Origin of the sequence: Janthinobacterium longum, assembly GCF_051380735.1 — a bacterium.
In the GTDB taxonomy this organism is placed as follows: Bacteria; Pseudomonadota; Gammaproteobacteria; order Burkholderiales; family Burkholderiaceae_D; genus Janthinobacterium.
Genome location: NZ_JBNYXQ010000001.1, coordinates 1,372,826 through 1,394,736, shown reverse-complemented (window position 1 = coordinate 1,394,736; position 21,911 = coordinate 1,372,826). Strand labels below are relative to the sequence as shown.

At 62.4% G+C, this 21,911-nt stretch carries 25 protein-coding genes; 6 read left to right on the top strand and 19 right to left on the bottom strand.

The window, feature by feature from the left end; genetic code table 11:
* The first annotated feature begins 29 nt into the window (after nucleotides 1-29).
* The 3 genes from flgL (at nucleotide 30) to ACQ4WM_RS06310 (ending at nucleotide 3,166) form a co-directional block, all read left to right on the top strand.
* Nucleotides 30-1,271, top strand: a complete 1,242-nt coding sequence (gene flgL, locus ACQ4WM_RS06320) for a flagellar hook-associated protein FlgL (RefSeq protein ID WP_436545824.1) — start codon at nucleotides 30-32, stop codon at nucleotides 1,269-1,271.
* Between the two features lie 147 nt (nucleotides 1,272-1,418).
* A complete protein-coding gene (locus ACQ4WM_RS06315) occupies nucleotides 1,419-1,859 on the top strand; it encodes a MarR family winged helix-turn-helix transcriptional regulator (RefSeq protein ID WP_436545823.1) in 441 nt (146 codons plus the stop codon).
* Nucleotides 1,860-1,906: 47 nt separating this feature from the next.
* Nucleotides 1,907-3,166, top strand: coding sequence for an MFS transporter (locus ACQ4WM_RS06310; RefSeq protein WP_436545822.1), 1,260 nt, complete (start codon nucleotides 1,907-1,909; stop codon nucleotides 3,164-3,166).
* On the opposite strand, the gene fliR is transcribed toward ACQ4WM_RS06310, so the two are convergent.
* The 13 genes from fliR to fliF all read right to left on the bottom strand — a co-directional run bounded on the left by fliR (nucleotide 3,163) and on the right by fliF (nucleotide 14,370).
* Complete coding sequence (gene fliR / locus ACQ4WM_RS06305; protein WP_436545821.1) at nucleotides 3,163-4,017, bottom strand: flagellar biosynthetic protein FliR; 855 nt, start codon at nucleotides 4,015-4,017, stop codon at nucleotides 3,163-3,165. The genes ACQ4WM_RS06310 and fliR overlap by 4 nt on opposite strands.
* Nucleotides 4,018-4,038: 21 nt before the next feature.
* Nucleotides 4,039-4,308 (bottom strand): flagellar biosynthesis protein FliQ, encoded by a 270-nt coding sequence (fliQ, locus tag ACQ4WM_RS06300; RefSeq protein WP_436545820.1) that lies wholly within the window; start codon nucleotides 4,306-4,308, stop codon nucleotides 4,039-4,041.
* An 8-nt stretch (nucleotides 4,309-4,316) separates the two neighbouring features.
* Nucleotides 4,317-5,093, bottom strand: coding sequence for a flagellar type III secretion system pore protein FliP (fliP, locus tag ACQ4WM_RS06295; RefSeq protein ID WP_436545819.1), 777 nt, complete (start codon nucleotides 5,091-5,093; stop codon nucleotides 4,317-4,319).
* Nucleotides 5,083-5,658: a flagellar biosynthetic protein FliO gene (gene fliO / locus ACQ4WM_RS06290; RefSeq protein ID WP_436545818.1), complete on the bottom strand. Its 576-nt coding sequence runs from the start codon at nucleotides 5,656-5,658 to the stop codon at nucleotides 5,083-5,085. The genes fliP and fliO overlap by 11 nt, the downstream gene beginning before the upstream one ends.
* Nucleotides 5,655-6,089, bottom strand: coding sequence for a flagellar motor switch protein FliN (gene fliN, locus ACQ4WM_RS06285; protein ID WP_436545817.1), 435 nt, complete (start codon nucleotides 6,087-6,089; stop codon nucleotides 5,655-5,657). The genes fliO and fliN overlap by 4 nt, the downstream gene beginning before the upstream one ends.
* A gap of 48 nt (nucleotides 6,090-6,137) precedes the next feature.
* Complete coding sequence (fliM, locus tag ACQ4WM_RS06280; RefSeq protein ID WP_436545816.1) at nucleotides 6,138-7,124, bottom strand: flagellar motor switch protein FliM; 987 nt, start codon at nucleotides 7,122-7,124, stop codon at nucleotides 6,138-6,140.
* A 6-nt stretch (nucleotides 7,125-7,130) separates the two neighbouring features.
* Entirely contained in the window at nucleotides 7,131-7,646 is a 516-nt protein-coding gene (fliL, locus tag ACQ4WM_RS06275; RefSeq protein ID WP_436545815.1) for a flagellar basal body-associated protein FliL, read from the bottom strand.
* Nucleotides 7,647-7,784: 138 nt separating this feature from the next.
* Nucleotides 7,785-8,999: a flagellar hook-length control protein FliK gene (locus ACQ4WM_RS06270; protein WP_436545814.1), complete on the bottom strand. Its 1,215-nt coding sequence runs from the start codon at nucleotides 8,997-8,999 to the stop codon at nucleotides 7,785-7,787.
* Between the two features lie 42 nt (nucleotides 9,000-9,041).
* Nucleotides 9,042-9,482 (bottom strand): flagellar export protein FliJ, encoded by a 441-nt coding sequence (fliJ, locus tag ACQ4WM_RS06265; RefSeq protein WP_436545813.1) that lies wholly within the window; start codon nucleotides 9,480-9,482, stop codon nucleotides 9,042-9,044.
* Nucleotides 9,483-9,515: 33 nt separating this feature from the next.
* Nucleotides 9,516-10,931, bottom strand: a complete 1,416-nt coding sequence (gene fliI / locus ACQ4WM_RS06260; protein ID WP_436546210.1) for a flagellar protein export ATPase FliI — start codon at nucleotides 10,929-10,931, stop codon at nucleotides 9,516-9,518.
* The gene (locus ACQ4WM_RS06255) at nucleotides 10,916-11,617 is read right to left on the bottom strand and encodes a flagellar assembly protein FliH (RefSeq protein ID WP_436546209.1); all 702 of its coding nucleotides are present in this window, start codon (nucleotides 11,615-11,617) and stop codon (nucleotides 10,916-10,918) included. Before ACQ4WM_RS06255 ends, fliI begins: the two co-directional genes overlap by 16 nt.
* 43 nt (nucleotides 11,618-11,660) lie before the next feature.
* A complete protein-coding gene (gene fliG / locus ACQ4WM_RS06250) occupies nucleotides 11,661-12,659 on the bottom strand; it encodes a flagellar motor switch protein FliG (protein WP_436545812.1) in 999 nt (332 codons plus the stop codon).
* Nucleotides 12,652-14,370: a flagellar basal-body MS-ring/collar protein FliF gene (gene fliF / locus ACQ4WM_RS06245; protein ID WP_436545811.1), complete on the bottom strand. Its 1,719-nt coding sequence runs from the start codon at nucleotides 14,368-14,370 to the stop codon at nucleotides 12,652-12,654. Before fliF ends, fliG begins: the two co-directional genes overlap by 8 nt.
* 315 nt (nucleotides 14,371-14,685) lie before the next feature.
* Between fliF and fliE the strand changes: the two genes are divergently transcribed.
* The 3 genes from fliE to ACQ4WM_RS06230 all read left to right on the top strand — a co-directional run bounded on the left by fliE (nucleotide 14,686) and on the right by ACQ4WM_RS06230 (nucleotide 16,807).
* On the top strand, nucleotides 14,686-14,988 hold the full coding sequence (fliE, locus tag ACQ4WM_RS06240) for a flagellar hook-basal body complex protein FliE (RefSeq protein WP_436545810.1): 303 nt from the start codon (nucleotides 14,686-14,688) through the stop codon (nucleotides 14,986-14,988).
* A 19-nt stretch (nucleotides 14,989-15,007) separates the two neighbouring features.
* Complete coding sequence (locus tag ACQ4WM_RS06235; RefSeq protein ID WP_436545809.1) at nucleotides 15,008-15,913, top strand: LysR family transcriptional regulator; 906 nt, start codon at nucleotides 15,008-15,010, stop codon at nucleotides 15,911-15,913.
* Nucleotides 15,914-16,048: 135 nt separating this feature from the next.
* Complete coding sequence (locus ACQ4WM_RS06230) at nucleotides 16,049-16,807, top strand: SDR family NAD(P)-dependent oxidoreductase (RefSeq protein ID WP_436545808.1); 759 nt, start codon at nucleotides 16,049-16,051, stop codon at nucleotides 16,805-16,807.
* A gap of 5 nt (nucleotides 16,808-16,812) precedes the next feature.
* Here the strand turns inward: ACQ4WM_RS06230 and ACQ4WM_RS06225 are convergent, their stop codons facing one another.
* From ACQ4WM_RS06225 to fliD, 6 genes are read right to left on the bottom strand one after another with little or no spacing between them, the layout of a single operon-like run.
* Complete coding sequence (locus tag ACQ4WM_RS06225) at nucleotides 16,813-17,574, bottom strand: flagellar brake protein (protein WP_436545807.1); 762 nt, start codon at nucleotides 17,572-17,574, stop codon at nucleotides 16,813-16,815.
* 12 nt (nucleotides 17,575-17,586) lie between these two features.
* A complete protein-coding gene (locus ACQ4WM_RS06220) occupies nucleotides 17,587-17,925 on the bottom strand; it encodes an EscU/YscU/HrcU family type III secretion system export apparatus switch protein (RefSeq protein ID WP_436545806.1) in 339 nt (112 codons plus the stop codon).
* Nucleotides 17,915-19,072 carry a flagellar hook-length control protein FliK gene (gene fliK / locus ACQ4WM_RS06215; protein ID WP_436545805.1) on the bottom strand — a complete coding sequence of 386 codons (1,158 nt, stop codon included), beginning with the start codon at nucleotides 19,070-19,072 and terminating at the stop codon, nucleotides 17,915-17,917. The genes ACQ4WM_RS06220 and fliK overlap by 11 nt, the downstream gene beginning before the upstream one ends.
* Nucleotides 19,073-19,089: 17 nt before the next feature.
* The gene (locus ACQ4WM_RS06210) at nucleotides 19,090-19,416 is read right to left on the bottom strand and encodes a flagellar protein FliT (protein ID WP_436545804.1); all 327 of its coding nucleotides are present in this window, start codon (nucleotides 19,414-19,416) and stop codon (nucleotides 19,090-19,092) included.
* Nucleotide 19,417: 1 nt separating this feature from the next.
* On the bottom strand, nucleotides 19,418-19,873 hold the full coding sequence (gene fliS / locus ACQ4WM_RS06205; protein WP_436545803.1) for a flagellar export chaperone FliS: 456 nt from the start codon (nucleotides 19,871-19,873) through the stop codon (nucleotides 19,418-19,420).
* A 24-nt stretch (nucleotides 19,874-19,897) separates the two neighbouring features.
* The gene (fliD, locus tag ACQ4WM_RS06200; RefSeq protein ID WP_436545802.1) at nucleotides 19,898-21,901 is read right to left on the bottom strand and encodes a flagellar filament capping protein FliD; all 2,004 of its coding nucleotides are present in this window, start codon (nucleotides 21,899-21,901) and stop codon (nucleotides 19,898-19,900) included.
* Between the last annotated feature and the right edge of the window lie 10 nt (nucleotides 21,902-21,911).

Here is a 21,911-nt window from a genome sequence, read left to right as displayed (position 1 = left end):
TTGCCGCCGCCATCAGGAAGGGCAGCATCATGCGCATCAGCACACGAATGATTTACGAGCAGGGCAGCACCCAGCTGAACACTTTGCAAAGCGCCTTGAACCGCACGCAGATGCAGCTGTCGACCAACCGCAAGAACCTGACGCCGGCCGACGATCCGATCGCTTCGGCGCGCGCGCTGGAAGTGACGCAGTCGCAGGCGCTCAATACCCAGTTTGTAACCAACCGCTCGAACGCCACCAATTTCCTGTCGCAGGAAGAGCTGGCGCTGAAAAGCACCACCAACCTGATCGCCGACGTGCAGGAGCTGGTGGTCAAGGCCGGCAATCCGGGCTTGCGTGACGAAGAGCGCTCCACCATCGCCAAGGAGCTCGAAGGGCGCATGACCGACTTGCTGGGCATCGCCAACACCTCCGACGGCGCCGGCGGCTATTTGTTCGGCGGCTATAAATCGAGCACTCAGCCGTTCAGCCAGACACCGACCGGCGCCGCCTATGCGGGCGACCAGGGCCAGCGCGAGCTGCAGGTGGGTTCGTCGCGTTTCCTGGCAACCAGCGATTCGGGCGCGATGGTGTTTGAAAACAATATGACCGGCAACGGCAAATTTACCGTCACCCCCGACAGCGGCAATTTTACGCGCGGCAGCGGCGCCATCATTACCGGCAGCACCGTCACCGATGCCAGCAAGCTGACCGGCAACAAATACGAAATCAGTTTCAGCGTTACCGGCACCGGCGACTCGGCCGTGACCAGTTACACCATCAATGACCTGACACTGGGCCAGCCAGTGCCCAATCCTGCCGTGCCGGTGACCTACAAGTCGGGCGACGCGATCAATTTCGACGGCCAGCAAGTAGTGATCAGCGGCAAGCCTTCCGATCAGGACAAATTCGGTGTGGCACCGAGCAGCAAGGAATCGCTGTTTACCACCATGACCAGGCTGATCGGCGATCTGCGCTCGACAGGCGAGGGCGGCGCCGGCCAGGCCCGCCTGGCCAACAACCTGAGCGCAGCCAGCAGCGTCCTCAGCACGGCCTACGACAATGTGCTGTCGGTCACCGCCGAAGTGGGCGCACGCATGAAGGAACTCGATTACCTGGCCAGTTCCGGCGACGACCTGGACTTGCAATACTCGGCTACCTTGTCCGACCTGCAAGACCTGGATATGGTCAAGACCGTGTCGCTGTTCACCCAGCAGCAAATTACCCTGCAGGCGGCGCAAAAAACGTTTACGCAAGTGTCGGGCTTATCGCTGTTTAACTACATCAACTAGTTTCAGTGACCGATAAGCCGGCGAGCCGGGGCTGGAAGAATCTTCCGCCCCGGCTTTTTTACGCACAAAGGATATGTGCAGTCTAACTGTGCAGTTAGACTGCTGATATGTTATAATTGAGGTCGTTCAACATAAGCGCCCTCATCAATGCACGCCACCGAACATCACGAACAAGTCCTGCTGCTGGCCGGCGAATTGCGCATCGAGGTGTGCAAGCTGCGCCGCCGCCTGCGTGAAGAAGCGCATATTGCCGACGTCACGCCCTCGCAGGCATCGGTGCTGAGCCGCCTGGAGCGCGATGGCCCGGCCACCGTCAGCAGCCTGGCGCGCGCCGAAGGCATGCGCCCGCAGTCGATGGCCGCCATCGTGCAGGCCCTGGTTGACGCGCAGCTGGTGACGGGCGCGCCCGACCCGCTCGACAAGCGGCAGACCATCTTGAGCCTGACCGACCATTGCCGCGCCCTCGTGAAAGCGAGCCGCGCGGCGCGTGAAGACTGGCTGGCGCGTACCATCGAGAGCCGGTTGACCGCGGCCGAAACGGCACAACTGCAGCAGGCCATGGCGCTGCTGAAACGCTTGGCGGATTGATCCGTCACCACTGTTGCATTACCCAGGCAAGGAGGCCCCCTCACCAGATGCTCAATACTTTCCGCTCGCTCAAGAATCCCAATTACCGTATCTGGGCCGGTGGCGCCCTGGTCTCGAATGTCGGCACCTGGATGCAACGCACCGCGCAAGACTGGCTGGTACTGAGCGAGCTGACCCGGCACAACGCCAGCGCAGTCGGCATCGTCATGGCGCTGCAATTCGGCCCGCAATTGCTGCTGCTGCCGCTGACCGGCATGGCAGCCGACCTGCTGGACCGGCGCAAATTGCTGCTGTGCACGCAGGCGGCGATGGGGCTGCTGGCGCTGGGCCTGGGATTGCTGTGCATCAGCGGACGGGTGGAACTGTGGCATGTGTATGTGTTTGCGCTGTTGCTGGGCTGTGTGACGGCGTTCGATTCGCCCGTGCGCCAGACCTTTGTCTCGGAGCTCGTCAGCGAGGACGACCTGACGAACGCCGTGGCCCTCAATTCCACCTCGTTCAACGCGGCGCGCATGCTGGGGCCGGCCGTGGCCGGCCTGTTGATCAGCAGCGTCGGCACCGGCTGGGTATTCATTATCAATGCCTTCTCGTTTGCCGGCGTGATCGGTTCGCTGTTGCTGTTGCGCACTGCCCTGTTGCGCCGCGCGCCGCGCATCAAGGCCAGCCGTGCCGGCTTTGCCGAAGGCTTCCGCTATGTCAGCGGGCGGCCCGACCTGGTGTCGGTGCTGCTGATGCTGTTTTTGATCGGCACCTTCGGTTTGAATTTCCCGATCTTTTTATCCACCATGTCGGTCACGGCCTTCCATGCGGGCGCCAGCCAGTATGGCGTGCTCAGTTCCATCATGGCTTGCGGATCGGTGGCCGGTGCCCTGATGGCGGCCGGACGCGACAAGCCGCGCCTGGCGCTGCTGCTGGGCGCCGCCGCCCTGTTCGGCTTGGGCTGCGCGCTGGCCGCCGTGATGCCCAATTACTGGCTGTTCGGGATCATGCTGGTGATCATCGGCATCGCCGCGCAAACCTTTACCACCACCGTCAACAGTGCGGTGCAGCTGTCGACGGCGCCAGCCATGCGCGGGCGCGTGATGGCCATCGTGATGGCGATTGCGGCCGGCGGCACGCCGCTGGGCGCACCCATCGTCGGCTGGGTCGCCGATGTGTTCGGTCCCCGCTGGGCGCTGGGCATCGGCGCCTTGTCGGGCTTTGCGGCGGCCGCCGTCGGCGTGCGCTACCTGGTGAAATACCACAGCCTGAAACTGCATTTCGACAGCCGGCGCTGGCGCTTTGCACTCAGCGGCGGTCAGCATTAAGGTGCGCTCTGGAGTGGCGACGCCGGGCGCAGCGGATTGGCTGGCGGCGGAGGTGGTGGCCGTTCGCGCTCGGCAAAGCCGCGCGGCAGCAAACGCGCCGTTTCTATGCCGCGCAAAAACATGTTCTGGAACGGTACCGCAAGGTAGGGCAGCACCATCGCCAGCACCAGCAGGCCCACGCCCAGGGTGACGGGAAAGCCGATGCCGAAAATGTTCAGTTGTGGCGCGGCGCGCGTCAGAATGCCCAGCGCGACGTTGGTCAGCAGCAAGGCGGCGACGATGGGCAACGAAATCTGCACGCCCGAGCGGAAGATCTCGCCGCCCCAGGCCGCCAGTTGCTGGAAGCCGCCGCCGTTGATCGGGCTGGCGGAAATCGGCAGGCTGACAAAGCTTTCCGCCAGCGCCGCCAGCAGCACCAGGTGGCCGTTCACCGTCAGGAACATCAAGGTGGCCAGCATGGTGAGAAACTGGCTGATGGCCGAGGAGCGGCCCTTGGTTTGCGGATCGAAGAACGAGGCAAAACCCAGGCCCATGGTCAGGCTGCTGATCTCGCCGGCCATCTCGACGGCGGCAAACACGATGCGGATCGAAAATCCCATCGCCAGGCCGATCAGCATTTCCTGCGTCAGTATCAACAGGCCGGCCATCGACATCGGATCCGTGGCGGGCAGGGCCGGCACGGTGGGGGCAATGATCATGGCCAGCAGCACGCCCAGGCTGACCTTGGTGCTGATGGGTACGGCCGCATTGCCGAACAGCGGCGCGGCCGCCACCAGGCCGAGAATGCGGCTAAGCGGCCACAGCAGTGCTGCGATCCAGGTATTGAGTTCGATGCTGGTCAGGGTCAGCACGGCGGTTGCCCTTGCAGCATCTCAACCGACCAAATTTGGAATGCCGGTAAACACCTGGCGCATATAGTCGAGCATGACGGACAATATCCACGGCCCGGCCACCACGATGGCGACAAAGATGCCGACCAGTTTCGGGATAAAGGACAGGGTCGCTTCGTTGATCTGGGTGGCGGCCTGGAAAATGCTGACGATCAGGCCGATGATCAGCGCGACCAGCAGCATCGGTGCGGCCACCAGCAGGGTGATTTCCATGGCCTGGCGGCCCATCGTCATGACGCTTTCGGGTGTCATTGCGGCCCCTAGTAGAAACTTTGTGACAGCGAGCCGAGCAGCAACTGCCAGCCATCGACCAGCACGAACAACATCAGCTTGAACGGCAGCGAGATGGTGGCCGGTGACATCATCATCATGCCCATTGACATCAGCACGCTGGCCACCACCATGTCGATGATCAGGAAGGGGATGAAAATCGCAAAGCCGATCTGGAACGCTGTTTTGAGTTCACTGGTGACAAAGGCCGGCACCAGGATGCGCAGCGGCACGTCTTCCGGTCCCTGCAGGGCGGGCGAGCGCGACATCTTGGCGAACAGGGCCAGGTCGGCCTGGCGCGTCTGCTTGAGCATGAAGGTTTTCAGGGGATCGACGCCCTTGTCGAGCGCCTGTTGCATGGTGATCTTGTTTTCCTGGTAGGGCAAATATGCGTCGGTATAAATCTTGTCGAACACGGGGCCCATCACGAACAGGGTCAGGAACAGCGCCAGGCCCACCATCACCTGGTTCGGCGGCGCCGACTGTGTGCCGATCGCCTGGCGCAGCAGGGACAGCACGATGATAATGCGGGTAAAGCAGGTCATCATCAGCAAGGCCGCCGGCAGGAACGTCAGCGACGTCATCAGGATCAGCGTCTGCAGCGGCAGCGAATAGCTTTGTCCGCCACCGGGCGCCGGCGCACTGTTGAAGGCGGGAATGCCGGGCTGGGCCAGCGCCCACAGCGGCAGGGCCAGTGCGACGCCGGCCAGCAGCCATGTCAAGATCGTTTTCGGATTGTTCAACGCCATCGCCTGCTTATTTCCCATTGCGTTTTTCGATGGTCTGTTTCAGCCACTCGGAAAAATTGGCGGCGGCCGGGCCATTCTGCGCGCTGGACAAGGTCGGCAGCTCGCCTTCCTGGCGTGGCAGGGTGGCCAGTGCATTGATGCGGCCCGGCGAGGCGCCCACCACGATCCACTGGTCAGCGACTTCGATCAGCACGATGCGTTCACGCCCGCCCAGGTTGAGCGAGCTGACCACGCGCATTTTGCTGTTGCCGCCCAGCGCTTTCGGGCCATAGCGTTTCATGGCCCAGGCCAGCGCGATCAGCAGGGCCAGCACGAACATCAGGGCGAAAATGGTTTGCAGCAGGCTGCCGCTCGATGTTGTGGGGGCCATCGTCATCGGCGCGCCGGGCGGCATGGCGGGCAGGGGTGCGGTGGCGGCCGGAGCAGCCGCATTTGCAGCCGGCGCAGCAGCAGTGTCAACCGCAGGTGCGGCTGGCGCGCTGGCCGTGGTGGCAGTGGCAGCCGGCACATCGGCCGCCTGCGCAATGCAGCATGCCGCCGCCAGCGGCAGCAGCATGGTGGAAATAAACAGGCCAGGCTTCATTTATTGAGTTTTCGGATACGTTCGGACGGCGTGATGATATCGGTCAGGCGGATGCCGAACTTGTCGTTCACCACCACCACTTCGCCTTGTGCGATCAGGCAGCCGTTGACCAGCACGTCCATCGGTTCGCCGGCCAGGCCGTCCAGTTCCACCACCGAACCTTGCGCCAGTTGCAGCAGGTTCTTGATGGCGATCTTGGTGCGGCCCAGTTCGACCGTCAGTTGCACCGGGATATCGAGGATGAAATCGATATCGTTATGGGTTTCCGACTTCGACGCCTGTTTCGAAAAATCCTTGAATACGGCGGCGCTGGCCGCGCTGGCGGTATTGGCGGCGGCGTTTTGCAGCGCTTCGGCTTCGGCCTTGGCCTGCTCGGCGATCGCCGCGCCCCAGTCGTCTTCCGCGCTTTGGTCGTCCAGATTGTCAGACATGTCACTCTCCTGTGGTTCGGGCAGGGGCCATGGTCGGCCCGCAGTATCTTAATGATTGTTGATGTTATCGGAATTGGCGAGCAGTTTCTCGACCTTCAAGGCATATTGTCCGTTCAGCACGCCATAAGTGCAATCCATCACCGGCACGCCGTCGACGGTAGCGGCGATCAGTTCAGGAATATTCAGCGGAATGATGTCGCCCACCTTCATGTTCAGGATTTCATCGAACGATACGCGCGCCGTGCCTAACGAGGCCACCAGTTCCACTTCGGCGATCTGGATCTGCTGCGTCATCAGGCGGATCCAGCGCTTGTCCACTTCCAGCGCCTCGCCCTGCAGGCTCGAGGTCAGCGAATCGCGGATCGGCTCGATCATCGAATACGGCATGCAGAAGTGAATCTGGCCCGACACGGAACCGAGCTCTACCGTGAAGGTCGACGCCACCACCACCTCGTTCGGTGTGGCGATATTGGCAAACTGGGTGTTCATTTCCGAGCGGATATATTCAAACTCGACCGGGAACACCGGTTCCCACGATTTCGTGTACGCCTCGAAGACGATATCGAGGATGCGCAAAATGATGCGCTGCTCGGTCTGGGTAAAGTCACGGCCTTCGACGCGCGTATGGAAACGCCCGTCGCCGCCGAACAGATTATCGACCAGCAAAAACACCAGGCCCGGATCGAACACCATCAGGGCCGTACCGCGCAGCGGCTTCATGTGCACCAGGTTCAGATTGGTTGGCACCACCAGGTTGCGGATGAATTCGCTGTACTTCGACACCCGCACCGAGCCGACCGACACTTCGGCGCTGCGGCGCAGGAAGTTGAACAGGCCCACGCGCAGCAAGCGTGCGAAGCGCTCGTTGATAATCTCCAGCGTCGGCATGCGGCCGCGCACGATGCGTTCCTGGGTCGCCAGGTTGTAGGTACGAACGCCCGTGACGTCTTCCGGCGTCTGCGCGTCGTCCTGGTCTCCGTTGACGCCCTTCAGAAGGGCATCGACTTCTTCCTGGGAAAGGAAATTATCGGCCATGGCTGCTTATTGAATGATAAATGCGGTAAATAATACGTCCGTCACATCTTGTTCCGGCCCTTTTTCGCTGAATGGCTGGTTCACTTGAGCAACGATTTCCGCCGCCAGTTGCTGCTTGCCTTCCACCGTATTGAGCTCGGACGCCTTTTTGCCGGACAACAGCAGCAACAAACGGCTGCGCACTTTCGGCATGTTCAGCTTGATGGTTTCCATTTCTTCGGCGTTCGCCACCTGCAGGGTGAATGCGATCTGCAGGTATTGCTCGCCGTTTTCCGGCTGCAGGTTGACGGTAAACGAGTCGATGGGCACGAATACGGGCGGGCCGGCTTTCTCTGCTGAATGTTTCTTTTTCTTCGATGGCGACGATTCTTCCTGGTCGCCCTTGCCATGCAAGAAATACCAGGCCGCGCCGCCGCCCACGCCGCCGGCCACCAGGACCGAGGCCAGGATGATGATCATCAGCTTCTTTTTGGAAGCCCCTGCAGGTGCCAGCGCCGCATCGGCTTTCGGATCTGCTTTCATTTTTGGATTTGCTTTCAATGGTACTCGACTGCATGGAAATGGAACACGACGCCATTATGTCATTATCGGCAAGGGATGCGCAGAACCAACTGTTGAAAAGAGCCTTGATGCGCTCAACCTGCTTGCTGGCGCCAACTTTCAGGCAAAGGTATCGACTTCGCCCAGTGTCGGCCTGCTGCGGCTGCTGTTCTGGGTAATGGCGATCTCGCCGCCCGTGGCCGTGCCGCTGCCGCCACGTCCATTGCCGGAACCGTCGCGCTGGCTGCTCTGTTGCTGGGCTGAGCCGTCCGACACGGTGGCGTTGCCAAACGTAATGCCTGCTTCGGCCATCATGTCGCGCAGCCGCGGCAGGGCCGCTTCCAGCGCCTGCCGTACTTCCGGCTGGGCCGACATGAAGGCGGCGTCGGCCTGGTCATTGGTCACTGTCAGTACCACTTGCAGCGGACCGAGATCGGGCGGGTTCAGGGTCAGGGTGGCGCTCTGGTCGCCACCGGCCGCCATCCACACCACTTTTTGCCCCAGTTGCTGGTCCCAGGCCGGCGTACCGACGCGGCCCATCAATTTGTCGGCCGGCACGGCAGCCGCTGCTGCGGCCTGCTGCAGGGCACCTGGCGCCAGGGGTGCGGCCAGGCGGGTCAGGTCGGGTGCCGCGTCCTTGGGCAGCGGTTCGGCCAGCGCGGCGCCGGCTTTGGCGGTGGCCGCCAGTTGCGCGTCGAGCGCCAGTTTGCCTGCGTCAGGCTTGCCGGCCTGCACGCTGGCAGCGGCCTGCGCCTTGCCCAGGCTGGCGGCAAAACCGCCGCCCTTGCCATCGTCGAGCACGCTGTCTGCCACGGTTTCGGTCGCTGCCTTCTGTCCGGCCAACAACTGCGCCGCACTGATGCTCTTGCCATCGGTCTTGCCGTCGATTTTGCCGTCAAGCTTCGCCAGCGCGCGCGCGCCCGCGTCGCCGCCGGCCGGCTGTTGCATCGCCAGCTTGATGCTGCCCACCAGGGCCAGCATGTCGGTGATCGGGTCGGCTGGTGGCTTCGCTTCCGTTGTGACAGTTTCTTCCGCCTCGCTGCTCTCGCTGTCTTTCTCGGCCGGGGCCGCTTCCTTGCTTGTGCTGGCATGGGCCTGCTCGGCGCCCGCTTGCTCAGTCGCCTTGCTGGTCGCTGGCGCAGGGGGCGGCGCAGCTTTGGCCGGCGCCTGTGCCGGCGTTTGCACCTGGGCGCGGCCATGGGCCTGGCGCTGTTCCAGCTGGCGGTTCAGGGTGCGCTGGAAGTCGCCGTCGGGCGCGCTGCCGGACTGCAGTTCGCGCTTGGCTGGCGCCGGCTTGGCATTCGGGGAGGAAATCTGGGAAATCGGGGTCTGCATGATGGGCCCTGTGGCGCTGCTGCCAGCGTAAATCAGCGTAAATTAACGTTTGTAATAAGCTTGCCGTGCCGCGTGTTCGTCCATGGCTTTCTGGTCGCGCTTGTTTTCCAGCTTCAAGGCCTGTTCCTGCGCCCGGTTATTGAGCGTGGTGTACGACATGCGTTTTCGCTCCGCCGTTTGCCAGCTGGTCTTTTCATGTTCGCTGCGCGCCTGCGCGTGATTGACTACCTGCTGCTGGCCCGTGATGGCGCTTTCCAGCTTGAGCATGAAATCCTGGAAGTTGCGGTAAGCCATGGGCGTGATGCCGCTGGCCATGCTCGCCTCAAAGCGTTGCGCGTAGTCATCTCGGTAGCCAGTCAGCATCTGCAGCTTTTGCTGGCAATCGTCGAGCGTCTTCAAGGCCGCGCCCAGGCGCTTGGCGCAGTCGTCGGTCTCGCGCTGGGCCAGGTCGATCAGGGTTGCTAGTTGGGAAGGAGATGCCATGATTCAATTATATGTCCGGCAGATACGCTTCAATCACTCGAACAGAGCGGCAAGTTGCCCCAAGCTCTCGTCCATGCTGACACGTTCGGTAATTTGCTGTTGCAAAAACGCTTCAATCTGTTCATGCAGGGCAATCGCCTGGTCCAGCACGGGGTCGGTGCCGGCGGCGTAGGCGCCGACGCTGATCAGGTCGCGGCTGCGCTCGTAGCGCGAATACAGTTGCTTGAGCTTGCGTGCCTTTTGCTGGTGGTCATGGGTGGTGATCGAATGGGCAGCGCGCGAAATCGACTGTTCGATGTCGATCGCCGGGTAGTGGCCCGCTTCGGCCAGGCGGCGGTTCAGCACGATGTGGCCGTCGAGAATCGCGCGCGCCGAGTCGGCGATCGGATCCTGCTGGTCATCGCCCTCGGTCAGCACGGTGTAAAACGCGGTGATCGAGCCGCCGCCTTCCTCGCCATTGCCGGCCCGTTCCACCAGCACCGGCAGTTTGGCAAACACGGACGGCGGATAGCCTTTGGTGGCGGGCGGCTCGCCGATCGCCAGCGCTATCTCGCGTTGCGCCATCGCGTAGCGGGTCAGCGAATCCATAATCAGCAGCACGTTTTGCCCCTGGTCGCGGAAGTGTTCGGCAATCGCCGTCGCGTAGGCCGCGCCCTGCAGGCGCATCAGCGGCGGCGTGTCGGCCGGCGCCGCCACCACCACCGAGCGCGCCAGGCCTTCTGGCCCCAGGATCTGTTCGATGAATTCCTTGACCTCGCGGCCCCGTTCGCCGATCAGGCCGACCACGATCACGTCCGCTTCCGTATAGCGCGCCATCATGCCCAGCAGCACGCTTTTGCCGACACCGGAGCCGGCGAACAGGCCCATGCGCTGGCCACGTCCCACCGTCAGCATGGCGTTGATCGAGCGCACGCCCACGTCCAGTGTGGAGACGATGGGCGCGCGGCCCAGCGGATTGGCGGGGCGCACGTTGATCGGTGCGCTGTCGGTGGTGTGCAGCGGGCCCAATTGATCCAGCGGCCTTCCTGCGCCGTCGAGCACGCGGCCCAGCAATTGCGCGCCGACCGGCAAATGGCGCGCGCGGTCGCTGGGACGGCGGCGCGGGTGCGCCACGCTGCCGGGCCGCGGTATCGCCGGCTCGACCGAAAACACGCGCGTGCCCGGCACGATGCCTTCGACATCGCTTTGCGGCATCAGGAACAGGCGGTCGCCTTCGAAACCGACCACTTCGGCCTCGACCCGGCCACCATTGGGCAGCGGCACGGTGCAGGCGGCGCCGACGGCCAGGCGCAAGCCGACCGCTTCCATCACCAGGCCGGCCACGCGCGTGACCCGTCCCGAGATCTGCATCGGTTCCACAAAGCTGACCACGGCCGAGCAGTCGTTCAGGTAGGCGCGCCAGCGCGCTGCATGCGAATTGGCGGTCTGGTCGTTCACGGTGCCAGCCAGTCCAGGTCTTTGCCGAGCGCGTGCGTGAGACGCTGCCAGCGGGTCGATGCCTGCGCATCGATCTGATTGCTGGCAGTGTCGATCTTGCAGCCGCCCCGTTCCACGGTCGGATCTTCGATCACGCGCCAGCCACCCTTGTCGAGTTCATCGCCGATGCCGTCGCGCACCACCTGCGCGTCTTCCGGGTTCAGCATCAGCAGTGCCGGCTGTTGCAGCACGGGCAGGTATTCGATGGCCTCGCGCACCATCGGCAGCATCAGTTCCGGGCGCACGGGCAGGGCGGCTTTCAGCATGCACCTGGCCAGTTGCAAGGCCAGTTCCATCACCTCATTGGCGATCAGTTCGTCGGCCTGCTGCAGCGCCGTGCCGAAGTCGACTGCAATGGTCTGCAGGTGCGCCAGTTCCACGCTCGAAGCCTGCCGGCCCTCGGCGTACGATTCTGCGTGGCCATCGGCGTGGCCGGCCGCATGGCCTTCGGCGTAACCGGTGCTGCGGCCTTCCTCGAAGCCGGTGGCATGCGCCGCCTCGCGGATGGCGTCGATTTCTTCCTGGGTCGGATATTGCAGCGGTGGCGCCAGTTCTTCCTCAAGCAGATCGACAAAGGGATCGGCCTCGGCCTGCGGCTCGGGTTCAAGCAGCTTGCGTGCCGCCACCGCGCTGGGACGGTCGTCGCCAAACGAGGTCATTTCCCAGCGCTGATACGCTGTCTGCTTTTCCTTGGGAATAAAATTAGACAAACGAATCCTCGCCTTTTCCACCCAGTACTATCTGCCCCTCGTCCGCCAGGCGGCGCACGATCTGCAGGATCTGTTTCTGCTGCGACTCCACTTCCGACAACCGCACCGGACCTTTCGATTCGAGGTCTTCGCGCATCATCTCGCCGGCGCGCTGCGACATGTTCTTGAAGATCTTCTCGCGCAGCTCCTGCGAAGCGCCTTTCAGGGCGATGATCAGCATTTCCGACTGCACCTCGCGCAGCAGCAGCTGGATGCCGCGGTCGTCGATATCGATCACATTGTCGAACACGAACATTTCGTCCATGATCTTTTGCGCCATGTCGTTGTCGTAGTTCTTGATATTGTCCATCACCGAGCCTTCCTGCTCGCCGCTCATGAAGTTCAGAATCTCGGCCGCAGCGCGCACGCCGCCCAGCGACGATTTCTTGATGTTTTCATTGCCCGACAGCAGTTTGGTCAGCACGTCGTTCAGTTCGCGCAGCGCAGCCGGCTGTACCCCGTCGAGCGTGGCGATACGCAGTACCACGTCGTTGCGCAGGCGGTCGGTGAAGTGACTGAGGATTTCGCAGGCCTGGTCGCGCTCCAGGTGGACCAGGATGGTGGCGATGATCTGCGGGTGTTCGTTGCGGATCAGCTCGGATACCGATTGCGAATCCATCCATTTCAGCGATTCGATGCCGGACGCATCCTTGCCGCCCAGTATGCGCGACAGCAACACCGAGGCCTTGTCGTCGCCCAGCGCCTTGGTCAGCACCTGGCGGATATACTCGTCCGAATCGAGGCCGACGGTGGAATTGAGTTCCGTCTGTTCGCGGAAGTCGTCGAGTACTTCGACCACCTGTTCGTGCGCGATGCCCTTCATGGTAGCCATCGCCGCACCCAGTTTCAGCACTTCGCGCGGGCCCAGATATTTCATCACTTCGGCCGCTTCGCTCTCGCCCAGGGCCAGCATCAGGATGGCCGCTTTTTGCAGTCCCGTCGATTCAGTCATTATTGCCTATCCATGCCTTGATTACGTTGGCCACCACTCTTGGGTCATCCTGCGCCAGCTTCCTGGCCATCGCCAGGTTCTCGCGATAGCCGCGCGCCGTGTCTTCTTCCAGCTCTTCCAGCTCCGCCTCGCTGAGCAGCACTTCGTTGTCTTCGCCGGTTTTCGCCAGTTCCGGCTCGATCGCGGGTGGCGGCGCGCCGAAGTCGTCGATCTTGCGCATGACGGGGCGCAGCATCGGTCGCACGATCTTGATAAACAGATACAGCAGGATCAGCGCCGTGATCAGGAATTTTGCCAGTTCTTTCGCCAGCGGCAGGTTGGCCGGATCGCGCCACCATTCCAGCTTGCCTTCCGGCGCGCGGTCGATGCCGTCGAACGGTGAATTGGCCACGCTGAAGCTGTCGCCGCGCTCCTTGTTATAGCCCATCGCCTCCTTGACGAGGTTGTTGATCTGCACCATTTCAGCTGGCGAAATCGGCGTCACCGTCACCTTGCCGTCGGCGGCGACATTGCGCCGGTAGTTGACCACCACCGCCACCGACAGGCGGCGCAGGCCGCCCATCGACTTCTGCTCGTAGCGCACGGTCTTGTCGACTTCATAATTGGTGGTCGATTCCTTCTGTGATGGCGGACTCGGCGTGGCTGCGCCAGGCGCACCTGGCGCCTCGGCCGTCAGCGGCGCCGTGGCCACGCCTGGCGGCTGGTTCGACAGCGCGCCCGGTACGCCGGAAGGATTGGCATTGCCGGCGCCGGTAGACTCGCTGGTTTGCTGGCTGCGGATGGTCGACGCTTCCGGCGGCGAGTTCGGCTTGTAGGTCTCGGCCGCCTGTTCGCTTTGCGAAAAATCGACGTCGGCGGTCGCTTCGGCGCGCACATTGCCTTCGCCGACGATCGGCAGCAAGATCGATTCGACCTGCTTGATCACGCTTTGCTGCAATTGCTGCACGTATTTCAGCTGGTTCGGGTCCAGGCTCTTGATGCCGTTGGCGCGGTCCTTGTCGCGTTCCTGGCTGGACAGCAGGCTGCCGGCCTGGTCGACCACGGTCACATTGATCGGCAGCAATTCCGGCACGCTGGACGCCACCAGGTGCACAATCGCGCTCACTTGCAGCTGGTCCAGGCCGCGGCCAGGGTGCAGGTTGAGCAGCACCGAAGCGGTCGGTTTTTGCTGGTCGCGCACAAAGACAGAAGGCTTGGGCAGGGCCAGGTGCACGCGTGCTCTCTCGACGGCGGCTACCGATTCGATCGATTTGGCCAGTTCGCCTTCGAGCGCGCGCTGGAAATTGACCTGCTCGAGGAATTGCGAGACGCCCAGTTTCTGGTTTTCCATCAACTCAAAACCCACGTTGCCGCCTTTCGGCAGGCCTTGTGCGGCCAGTTTCAGGCGTGCATCGTGGACTTGCTCGGTAGGCACGAGGATTGCGCCGCCGCCTTCGGAAAACTTGTGTTTGATGCCCAGCTGGTCCAGCGAGGCGGTAATGGCGCCGCCGTCGCGGTCCGTGAAATTGGAAAACAGGACTTTGTATTCCGGTGGCTGGTTCCACATATACAGCGCCACGCCGATCGCCACCAGCGCCGCCACGCCCAGGCCGCGCAGGAAATTCTTGCCCATCGGCGTCTTGGCAAATGCTTGCACGGATTCTACCGGCGAGCGCGCGGGGGCCGGCGCCGGTGGGGGTTGGTTCAATTCAATCTCTTCCGCTACAGCCATGATTGCCTTCCGTGGCGCTGGTATGGTGGGGTTGGTGGAGGCCGCCGCCTGCGAAACGAGGAGCGATAAGAGGAATTATCCGCTCCTGTCATGCGCTTTGATCGTCCAAATAGAAGGTGGTTTTGCCGCCTGCTCGGCCGAGCGGCTGGCTTTCCTGCTGGTATTGTGGAACACTGGCAACGTACGGTAGCACTAATTGTACCCGGCGCTGCCTTGCATGCCAGGGTTTTGTGCCCTGGAGGCAACAGACAGGAATCGGGAGGCATAGTGAAAACAGGTGGTATAGGTGGTATAGACAGCAGCAGGATCGAGGCAATGATCTCGCAATTGAAGGCTGCGGCGACGCGGCCGGAGGCGAAAGTGCCGGCGATCCAGATGGAAGCGCCGGCCGCCAGGGTCAATTTTGCCGACGCGCTCAAGGGCGCGCTCGACTCGGTTGCCAGCGCGCAGCAGACCTCGGCTGACCTCGGCAAGCGCTTTACCATGGGCGACGATTCTGTCAGCCTGTCGGACGTGATGGTGGCGTCGCAAAAAGCCGGCATCCAGTTCCAGGCGACGGTGCAGGTGCGCAACAAACTGGTGTCGTCGTACCACGAGATCATGAATATGCAAGTTTGACGCAGATGCCGGCTCGCGCATGAACAAGCTGGAACTGATGAAGACTTTCGTGCGGGTTACCGAGCTGAGCAGCTTTACGCAGGCGGCCGCCAGCCTGGGCCTGCCCAAGGCCAGCGTGTCCGAACATGTGCGCGAGCTGGAACTGCTGCTGGGCGCACGCTTGCTCAACCGCACCACGCGCAAGGTCAGCGTCACCCAGGACGGCCTGGTGTTGTACCAGCGCTGCAAGGACATGCTGGCCGACATGGACGACATGGAAAACATGTTCCGTCTCGACGGCGCCGTGCTGCGTGGCCGCTTGCGCATCGACATGCCCACCGTGGCCGCACGCCAGCTGGTGATGCCGCACCTGGGCGAATTCCTGCGCGCCTGTCCGCAGATACAGGTCGAGGTGAGCAGCACGGACCGGCGCGTCGATCTGGTGCGCGAGGGCTTCGACTGCGTGCTGCGGGCCGGTGACGTGCAGGACCCGTCGCTGATCGCCCGTTACCTGGGCACGGTGCCGATGGTCAATTGCGCCAGCCCTGCCTATCTGTCGCACTACGGTACGCCGCTCACTATCGATGAGCTGTCGCAGCACCGCCTGGTGCATTACGTCAGCACGCTGGGCGCCCGCTCGGCCGGTTTCGAGTATGTGCTGGAGGGCCAGTTGCATCAGTTGCCGATGGCCGGCAATGTCACCGTCAACAATACGGAAGCGTTCCAGGACGCCTGCCTGGGCGGCATGGGCATCGCGCAGATGCCGATGAGCGGCGCGCGCCCTCATCTTGCCGCCGGTACGCTGGTGGCGGTGCTGCCGCAGTATGTGGCGCCGCCGATGGCTATCGCCCTGTTATATACGCACCGGCGCGACTTGCCCAAGCGCACACGGGTGTTCATGGACTGGCTCAGCGCGCTGATCGAGCGCGAATGGATGGTTGCTTAAAAAAGGCCGATTGTACGGCTGGTCCGATCAGTGTGATCAGATTGGCGCGGTTTATCAATGCTGATGGCGACAATATACTGGTTCTGTCAATGAGCGATACGACTCATTACCTGCAACCACTATAAGGAATCCATCATGAGCACACCTGTCGCACTGATTACCGGCGCCAACCGCGGCCTGGGCAAGAACACCGCACTGAAACTGGCCGAGACTGGCGTTGACCTGATCATTACCTACCGCAACAACGCCGACGAAGCGCACGCCGTCGTCGCCGAGATCCGGGCGCTGGGCCGCCGCGCCGTCGCGCTCAAGCTGGATGTGGCCGATACGCGCGGCTTTGCCGATTTTGCCACCGTCGTGAGCAAGGTGCTGGCCAGCGACTGGCAGCGCACGCAGTTCGACTATCTGGTCAACAACGCCGGCAGCGGCCTGGAGGCGTCGATCGCCGAGACCACCGAGGCGCAGTTCGACGACATGGTCAATGTGCACCTGAAAGGAGTGTTTTTCCTGACGCAGAAACTGTTGCCGCTGCTGGCCGATGGCGGGCGCATCGTCAACCTGTCGAGCGGACTGGCCCGCTTCAGCTATCCTGGCCGTGCGGCGTATGCGGCAGTGAAGGGTGGCGTGGAAGTACTCAGCCGCTACATGGCGCAGGAACTGGGTCCACGCGGCATCGCCGTCAATGTGGTGGCGCCGGGCGCGATTGCGACCGATTTCGGCGGTGGCGTGGTGCGCGACAATCCTGCCGTCAATGCCCACATTGCCTCGGTCACCGCGTTGGGCCGGGCAGGTTTGCCCGATGATATCGGCGGCGCCATCGCCTCGCTGCTGCAGCCTGGCAACCGCTGGATTACCGGCCAGCGCATCGAAGTGTCGGGCGGCATGAACCTGTAAGGCTGTCAGCCGAGGCCGGCAATGCGTGCGTTGCGCTCGCGCTCGAGGCGCGTGATATAGCGCTGCACTTGCGCCAGGGTACCGCGCGACAGGTCGACGAACTGGCAGCCAAGGCGGCGGTTCAGCTTGTTGTTCAGCAGGGTCATGTCCAGCGAGTTGCGAATCTGCAACGTCACCGTGATGATGCCGATCTCGGGCAGGTCAATCCGGCAGCCCGGATAGTTCTTGCCGATGGTATCGCCCAGCACCAGTTTGTTGTCCATGATGGCGATGCCGCCGCAACTGATATCGGCCAGCGGGAACGGCATGTTGGCCGTGCCTTCCTCGGTGATCATGGGAATGGTCGCGCGCACCGGATTGCTGACCGGCGTGCTCATGCGGTAATACTCGCGCCGCTGCAAGCGGATCAGGGTGGTGGGGATGGCCATTTTCAGGGCCGGCGTGGTGCCATGCACGCATTCTTCCACCGAATTGCTGGAAAACAGGATGCGGATCTTGTCGAGCGAGGTTTCAAACGTGATGCCGCTGGCGGCGACCATGCGCCGGCTCTGGCCGGTATCGACGGGGCGGTCAAGGATGACCATGTCGCGCTCGGCATCGATATCGAGAATGGAAGTGACGCAAACATCGGATTCGCCATGCACCTGCATGCGTATCAACTGATTCTTTTCGCCGATGCTGCGCAGCAGCGCGACGATTTCCCGCCGTGATTCCACTTCAAAGTCATGCCAGTTTTCGAGGCCGGAATCCATAATATGTGCTTGCATTGATGCCTGTCGTTATTGTTCTGATGTGTCGGTGGGAAGCGCCGCTACGGTATCGGGCGGTGGCGGGAGCGGCCCGCCTTTCGCAGATTCGATATGATATAACCAGGCCAGCAGTTCCGCAATCGCCCGATACAGGCCGGGCGGAATCTGGCTGTCCAGGTCGATATCCATCAACAGTGCCACCAGTTCCTTCGATTCATGCACGAACACGCCATGTTCGCGCGCCGTGCTGATGATCTTGTCGGCAATCAGGCCACTGCCCTTGGCCACCACCTTGGGCGCTTGCGCGCCGCTCTGGTAGGCCAGCGCGACCGCCGTCTGCGGCATCTTGCGCTTGCCGTCATCCAGCATTGTCGTCTCCACCAGCTTTGCCGGCAATCGTCAGTGACGACAGCGGCCAGCCTGCCGCTTCCATGGACGCTTCCAGCCGCGCCGCATGCTGGCGCAAGGTCTCGGCGCTTGCTTCGCTGCCGGCCTGCATCTGGATCTGGACTTTTCCTGCTTGCAACACCACCTGCGCCGACAAGTCGCCCAATAAGGGAAACTGGAAGCGCACGCTGCTGCGCCAGGCGGTGGCGTCTTCGTCCTGGCCCGGGTGCTGGCTGCCGTCCGGCTCGTCCTTGGTGATATCCCACTGCATTTTTTGTCCTGGCCAGGCTTCGCCCTGCCATTGCACCCTGGCCTGTTCATGCGTGTGCAGTTGCAGGTTGATCAGCTGCGCTTGCGCCAGGTCGGTGCCGTTCTTCATGACTTCGCCCTGCAAGGTTTTCTGCATTTGCGGCTCCAGCAGCAAGGACGCCAGCGGCCGCTTGCCATCGGCCCATTCGGCCACATGCGATTCATAGAACAGGCCGCTGCTGCCGACCGCGTCGCGCAGGTTTTGCGCCACTTGCGATGGATCGGTGCCGGGCGTGGCCATCAGACTGGTCTTGCCGACCAGTGACAGTGGCGCGCCGGGCACGCTTTCCGCCTGGCTCAGCACGGTGCTGATGGCGCGCGCGGTGCTGCTCAGTTCAGGGGCGGGGGTGTCGGCATTCAGCGACGGCAGCAAGTTCGCTGGCGTCAAGGGCGCACGGCCCAGCAGCGCGGCTTGCGTACCACCGGCCCGCATGCCTGCCTGAGCGCCTTGCGCACCTTGCGCGACAGCCGCCTCGGGCTCGGCTTGCGCATCGGCATAGGTCAGCATCGTGCCGGCGCGCGGATCCGGGCCGGCGCCGATCTGGAATGAGGGACGGGGATTGATGCCGATCAGCAGCAAGGGGACGTTGGCGCCCAGTTCGGTACCGGCCGGCAACTGCATGCGCGCCGGGGTGCCGGCCACGCGTACCAGGTAGCTGCCGTCGGTCATGCGTCCGATCACCTGGCCATTCATCGACTTGCCGACCATGCCCTGCAATGAGCGCTGGAATTCGGCCTGGCGCGGCTCGGCGACGGCGTCGCCGGGACGCGTGCCCTTGACCGGCGTGACCGGCGCCATGCCGACGGTGTTGGGCAGCATGACGCCGGGTCCTGCGCTTAGACGCTATAGGCGTTGGCCAGGCGCCGTTCGGTGCCGGTGCTGTTGATCAGCTTGGACAACTGCGCCATCCATGGCATGGCGAGATCGCGGATTTTGCGGTCGTCTTCCAGCATCTGCCTGATCAGCGCAACCTTGCGCAGGCGACCGGCACTTTCCAGCACGACTTGCGCTTCATTGTCCTTCAGACGCTGCGCATGCCTGGCGATCTGCTGCTCCAGGCTTTCGAGTTCATCCCATTCGGCATTGCCGGCGGCGACCAGCATGCGGGCGGTCAGGGCCTGCATTGCTTCATACGCGGCCAGTACTTGTTGGTTGGTCATCATGTCAGGCGCTCGCGTAGCTGTTCAGACGGGAAACAGGAGCATCGGTGGTGGCCATGCCGACGCCGGACGGTGTACCGATGGCATTCCAGGTATCGCGCAGGTCGGTCAGCAGACCCTGCACTTCTTCCAGGATGGCCAGATCATTTTTCAAATTGGCCGTCAGCAGGCGCGCGCCCATGTATTCATACAGCGCGTCGAGGTTTTCAGCGATTTCGCCGCCCGCATTCTTGTCCAGGCTGGCACGCAGGCCATGGTCGATCAGCTGCATGGCGCGCGAAATCGACTTGCCTTTTTCCGGGATATTGCCCGCTTTCATATGCATCTGCGCACTCAGCACGGCCACCAGGGCGCCGTCGTACAGCATGGCGATCAGTTTGTGCGGCGAAGCGGCGCCTATGCCTGTTTCCAGGCCCACTTTGGCATAGGACTGTGCGCCCTTGTTTGAAGATCCAAACATTCGTATTCCTCTGAGAGATGTTGGTTACATCGAGGCCAGCGCCGCGAGTTGCTGAGTCAAATAATTGCTGGTGCTGTTCATCGAACTGAGCGTCACGTCAAGCGAGCTGTACTGCTTGCGCAAGCGCGCCTCGGTCAGCGTCAGCCGGGTATTGAGCGCATCGCGCTGCTTGTCGATATCGGCAATGCTCTTGTTCAAGCCGTCATTCTTGTTCTGGATCAGGCCAGATGTTCCCAGGTAATTATCCGTAATGGTAGCAAACAAGGCGCTGACACCCTTTGAAATATTCACCGTACCGCGATCGCCCAGCTTTCCGCCATTGATCAGCACGGCAATGCCGGCGCTGCCGGAACCGGGCGAACCGGTCAGTGTCTGGCCGCTGCCGACGGCAAGCGCGCCATCGATGGTGCCGGCCACGTCGACACCGGTGGTCATGGTCGGTGTGCCAAACAGTTCGTCGGCACCATTGCCGGTAATTTCCAGCTTCGAAGACGAGCCATACTTGTTCGACACGATGCTGATGACGCCGTTTTCCTGGCTTACCTTGACGCCGGCAGTAGCGTCGGTCACGCCCGAGGCGCCGTTGATCAGCGACTGCAAGTGGCTGACCATGCTGTCTGCCGTATAAGTGCCCGGCACCAGGGTCGCCTTGGTGGCCACGCCATTGATGGTCAGCGACAGGTTATCGTTGATGCCGGCGCTGATCACCAGGCCGGCCGGCGCACTGCCGACCAGCGTGCCTTGCGTTGCCAGTTTGGAAATCGAGATGCCCTTGGTACCGACGCTGGAATTGCTGGTCGAGCTGACAAAGCTGACCAGGCTGTCGGAGGTCGAGCCCGACGTCGCCAGCAGCTTGATGACATCGTTCGAATTTTTGTCGATCGCCGTTTGCAGCTTGCCGGTATCGAGTTTCAAGGTGCCGTCCTTCTGGAAGGCAACGCCAAGCTGGCTCAGGCTGGTCACGCTGCCATCCAGGCCAGGCACGCTTGAGCCAAACAGCTTGCGCAAGCTGGCTTGCAAACTGTTGGTCGTGGAGTCGCCCACCAACGGGCCGCCGGTGCGCGCCGCACCCTGTTTCAGGCCGGGCGTGACTGCGGTGAGACCGTCGATGGTGGTGTTGAGGTCGTTGTAGGCCTTGACGAAATTGGTCAGCGCCGTCTTGATGCCAGAGGTATCCATGCTGACACCAACGCTGCTGATGCCGATCTTGGCCACCGTCATCGTCACGCCAGGCACGGCATTGTCGACGTTATTGGTCTGGCTGGTAATGGCCACGCCGTTGACGGTCAGATTGGCATTTTGACCAGCATTGCTTTGCGTCATGTTCTGCGTGCCATTCGGCGCATACGACAGCAAATCGCTGAGGTCCTGGTCACCGGCCACCGACACGCGCATGCTCGACGTTTCGCCACTCTTGTCCGAGGTCAGCACCAGGCGGTTCGGCTTGTCGCTACCGTCGGAAATAATGCTGGCGGTGACGCCGATGCCGGCCTTGTTGATAGCGTCGCGTATGCCTTGCAGGGAATTATTGCTGCTGTCGATGGTGACGGTGCGCGCTGCGCGCGCGGCATCGAGTTCAAAGGTGGAACCGGTGTACTTGCCACCGGTCAGGGTGCCGCCCTTGACGCTGCCGAAGTCAAATGTCAGCACCGTGCTGGCGCCCGAGCCGATCAGCGCGGAGGTGCTTTCCTGGCCGGCAGCGCTGATTGTTTGCGCCTGGGCCAGTTGCTTCACCTCGACGCTGTAATTGCCCTTGACGGTATCCTTGCCGGCTGTTGCAGTCAGAACCTTGTCGTCCGTGGTGGTGGCGTTGGCCACCTTGTATTTCGAGGAATCGGCCAGCGCAGTGACGGTAGTCTGGAAGGCGCCGACGGCGCCGCTCAGTGTGCCATAGGCGGAAATTTGGGCGGTAATGGCCTTCTCTTTGTCCTGCATGGCGACAAAGGGGCGGCTCTCGACGGCCATCAGCTGACTGACCAGGCCATTTACGTCGAGAACGCCACCGGTACTGACGGATGAAACAGCCACAATAACCTCC

Excerpts from the sequence above, each read along its gene's own strand:
- flgL (WP_436545824.1), top strand. The coding sequence starts at position 30 with ATGCGCATCAGCACACGAATGATTTACGAGCAGGGCAGCACCCAGCTG.
- ACQ4WM_RS06315 (WP_436545823.1), top strand. The coding sequence starts at position 1,419 with ATGCACGCCACCGAACATCACGAACAAGTCCTGCTGCTGGCCGGCGAA.
- ACQ4WM_RS06310 (WP_436545822.1), top strand. The coding sequence starts at position 1,907 with ATGCTCAATACTTTCCGCTCGCTCAAGAATCCCAATTACCGTATCTGG.
- fliQ (WP_436545820.1), bottom strand. The coding sequence starts at position 4,308 with ATGACACCCGAAAGCGTCATGACGATGGGCCGCCAGGCCATGGAAATC.
- fliP (WP_436545819.1), bottom strand. The coding sequence starts at position 5,093 with ATGGGAAATAAGCAGGCGATGGCGTTGAACAATCCGAAAACGATCTTG.
- fliO (WP_436545818.1), bottom strand. The coding sequence starts at position 5,658 with ATGAAGCCTGGCCTGTTTATTTCCACCATGCTGCTGCCGCTGGCGGCG.
- fliN (WP_436545817.1), bottom strand. The coding sequence starts at position 6,089 with ATGTCTGACAATCTGGACGACCAAAGCGCGGAAGACGACTGGGGCGCG.
- fliM (WP_436545816.1), bottom strand. The coding sequence starts at position 7,124 with ATGGCCGATAATTTCCTTTCCCAGGAAGAAGTCGATGCCCTTCTGAAG.
- fliL (WP_436545815.1), bottom strand. The coding sequence starts at position 7,646 with ATGAAAGCAGATCCGAAAGCCGATGCGGCGCTGGCACCTGCAGGGGCT.
- ACQ4WM_RS06270 (WP_436545814.1), bottom strand. The coding sequence starts at position 8,999 with ATGCAGACCCCGATTTCCCAGATTTCCTCCCCGAATGCCAAGCCGGCG.
- fliJ (WP_436545813.1), bottom strand. The coding sequence starts at position 9,482 with ATGGCATCTCCTTCCCAACTAGCAACCCTGATCGACCTGGCCCAGCGC.
- ACQ4WM_RS06255 (WP_436546209.1), bottom strand. The coding sequence starts at position 11,617 with ATGACCTCGTTTGGCGACGACCGTCCCAGCGCGGTGGCGGCACGCAAG.
- fliG (WP_436545812.1), bottom strand. The coding sequence starts at position 12,659 with ATGACTGAATCGACGGGACTGCAAAAAGCGGCCATCCTGATGCTGGCC.
- fliF (WP_436545811.1), bottom strand. The coding sequence starts at position 14,370 with ATGGCTGTAGCGGAAGAGATTGAATTGAACCAACCCCCACCGGCGCCG.
- fliE (WP_436545810.1), top strand. The coding sequence starts at position 14,686 with ATGATCTCGCAATTGAAGGCTGCGGCGACGCGGCCGGAGGCGAAAGTG.
- ACQ4WM_RS06235 (WP_436545809.1), top strand. The coding sequence starts at position 15,008 with ATGAACAAGCTGGAACTGATGAAGACTTTCGTGCGGGTTACCGAGCTG.
- ACQ4WM_RS06230 (WP_436545808.1), top strand. The coding sequence starts at position 16,049 with ATGAGCACACCTGTCGCACTGATTACCGGCGCCAACCGCGGCCTGGGC.
- ACQ4WM_RS06225 (WP_436545807.1), bottom strand. The coding sequence starts at position 17,574 with ATGCAAGCACATATTATGGATTCCGGCCTCGAAAACTGGCATGACTTT.
- ACQ4WM_RS06220 (WP_436545806.1), bottom strand. The coding sequence starts at position 17,925 with ATGCTGGATGACGGCAAGCGCAAGATGCCGCAGACGGCGGTCGCGCTG.
- fliK (WP_436545805.1), bottom strand. The coding sequence starts at position 19,072 with ATGCTGCCCAACACCGTCGGCATGGCGCCGGTCACGCCGGTCAAGGGC.
- ACQ4WM_RS06210 (WP_436545804.1), bottom strand. The coding sequence starts at position 19,416 with ATGATGACCAACCAACAAGTACTGGCCGCGTATGAAGCAATGCAGGCC.
- fliS (WP_436545803.1), bottom strand. The coding sequence starts at position 19,873 with ATGTTTGGATCTTCAAACAAGGGCGCACAGTCCTATGCCAAAGTGGGC.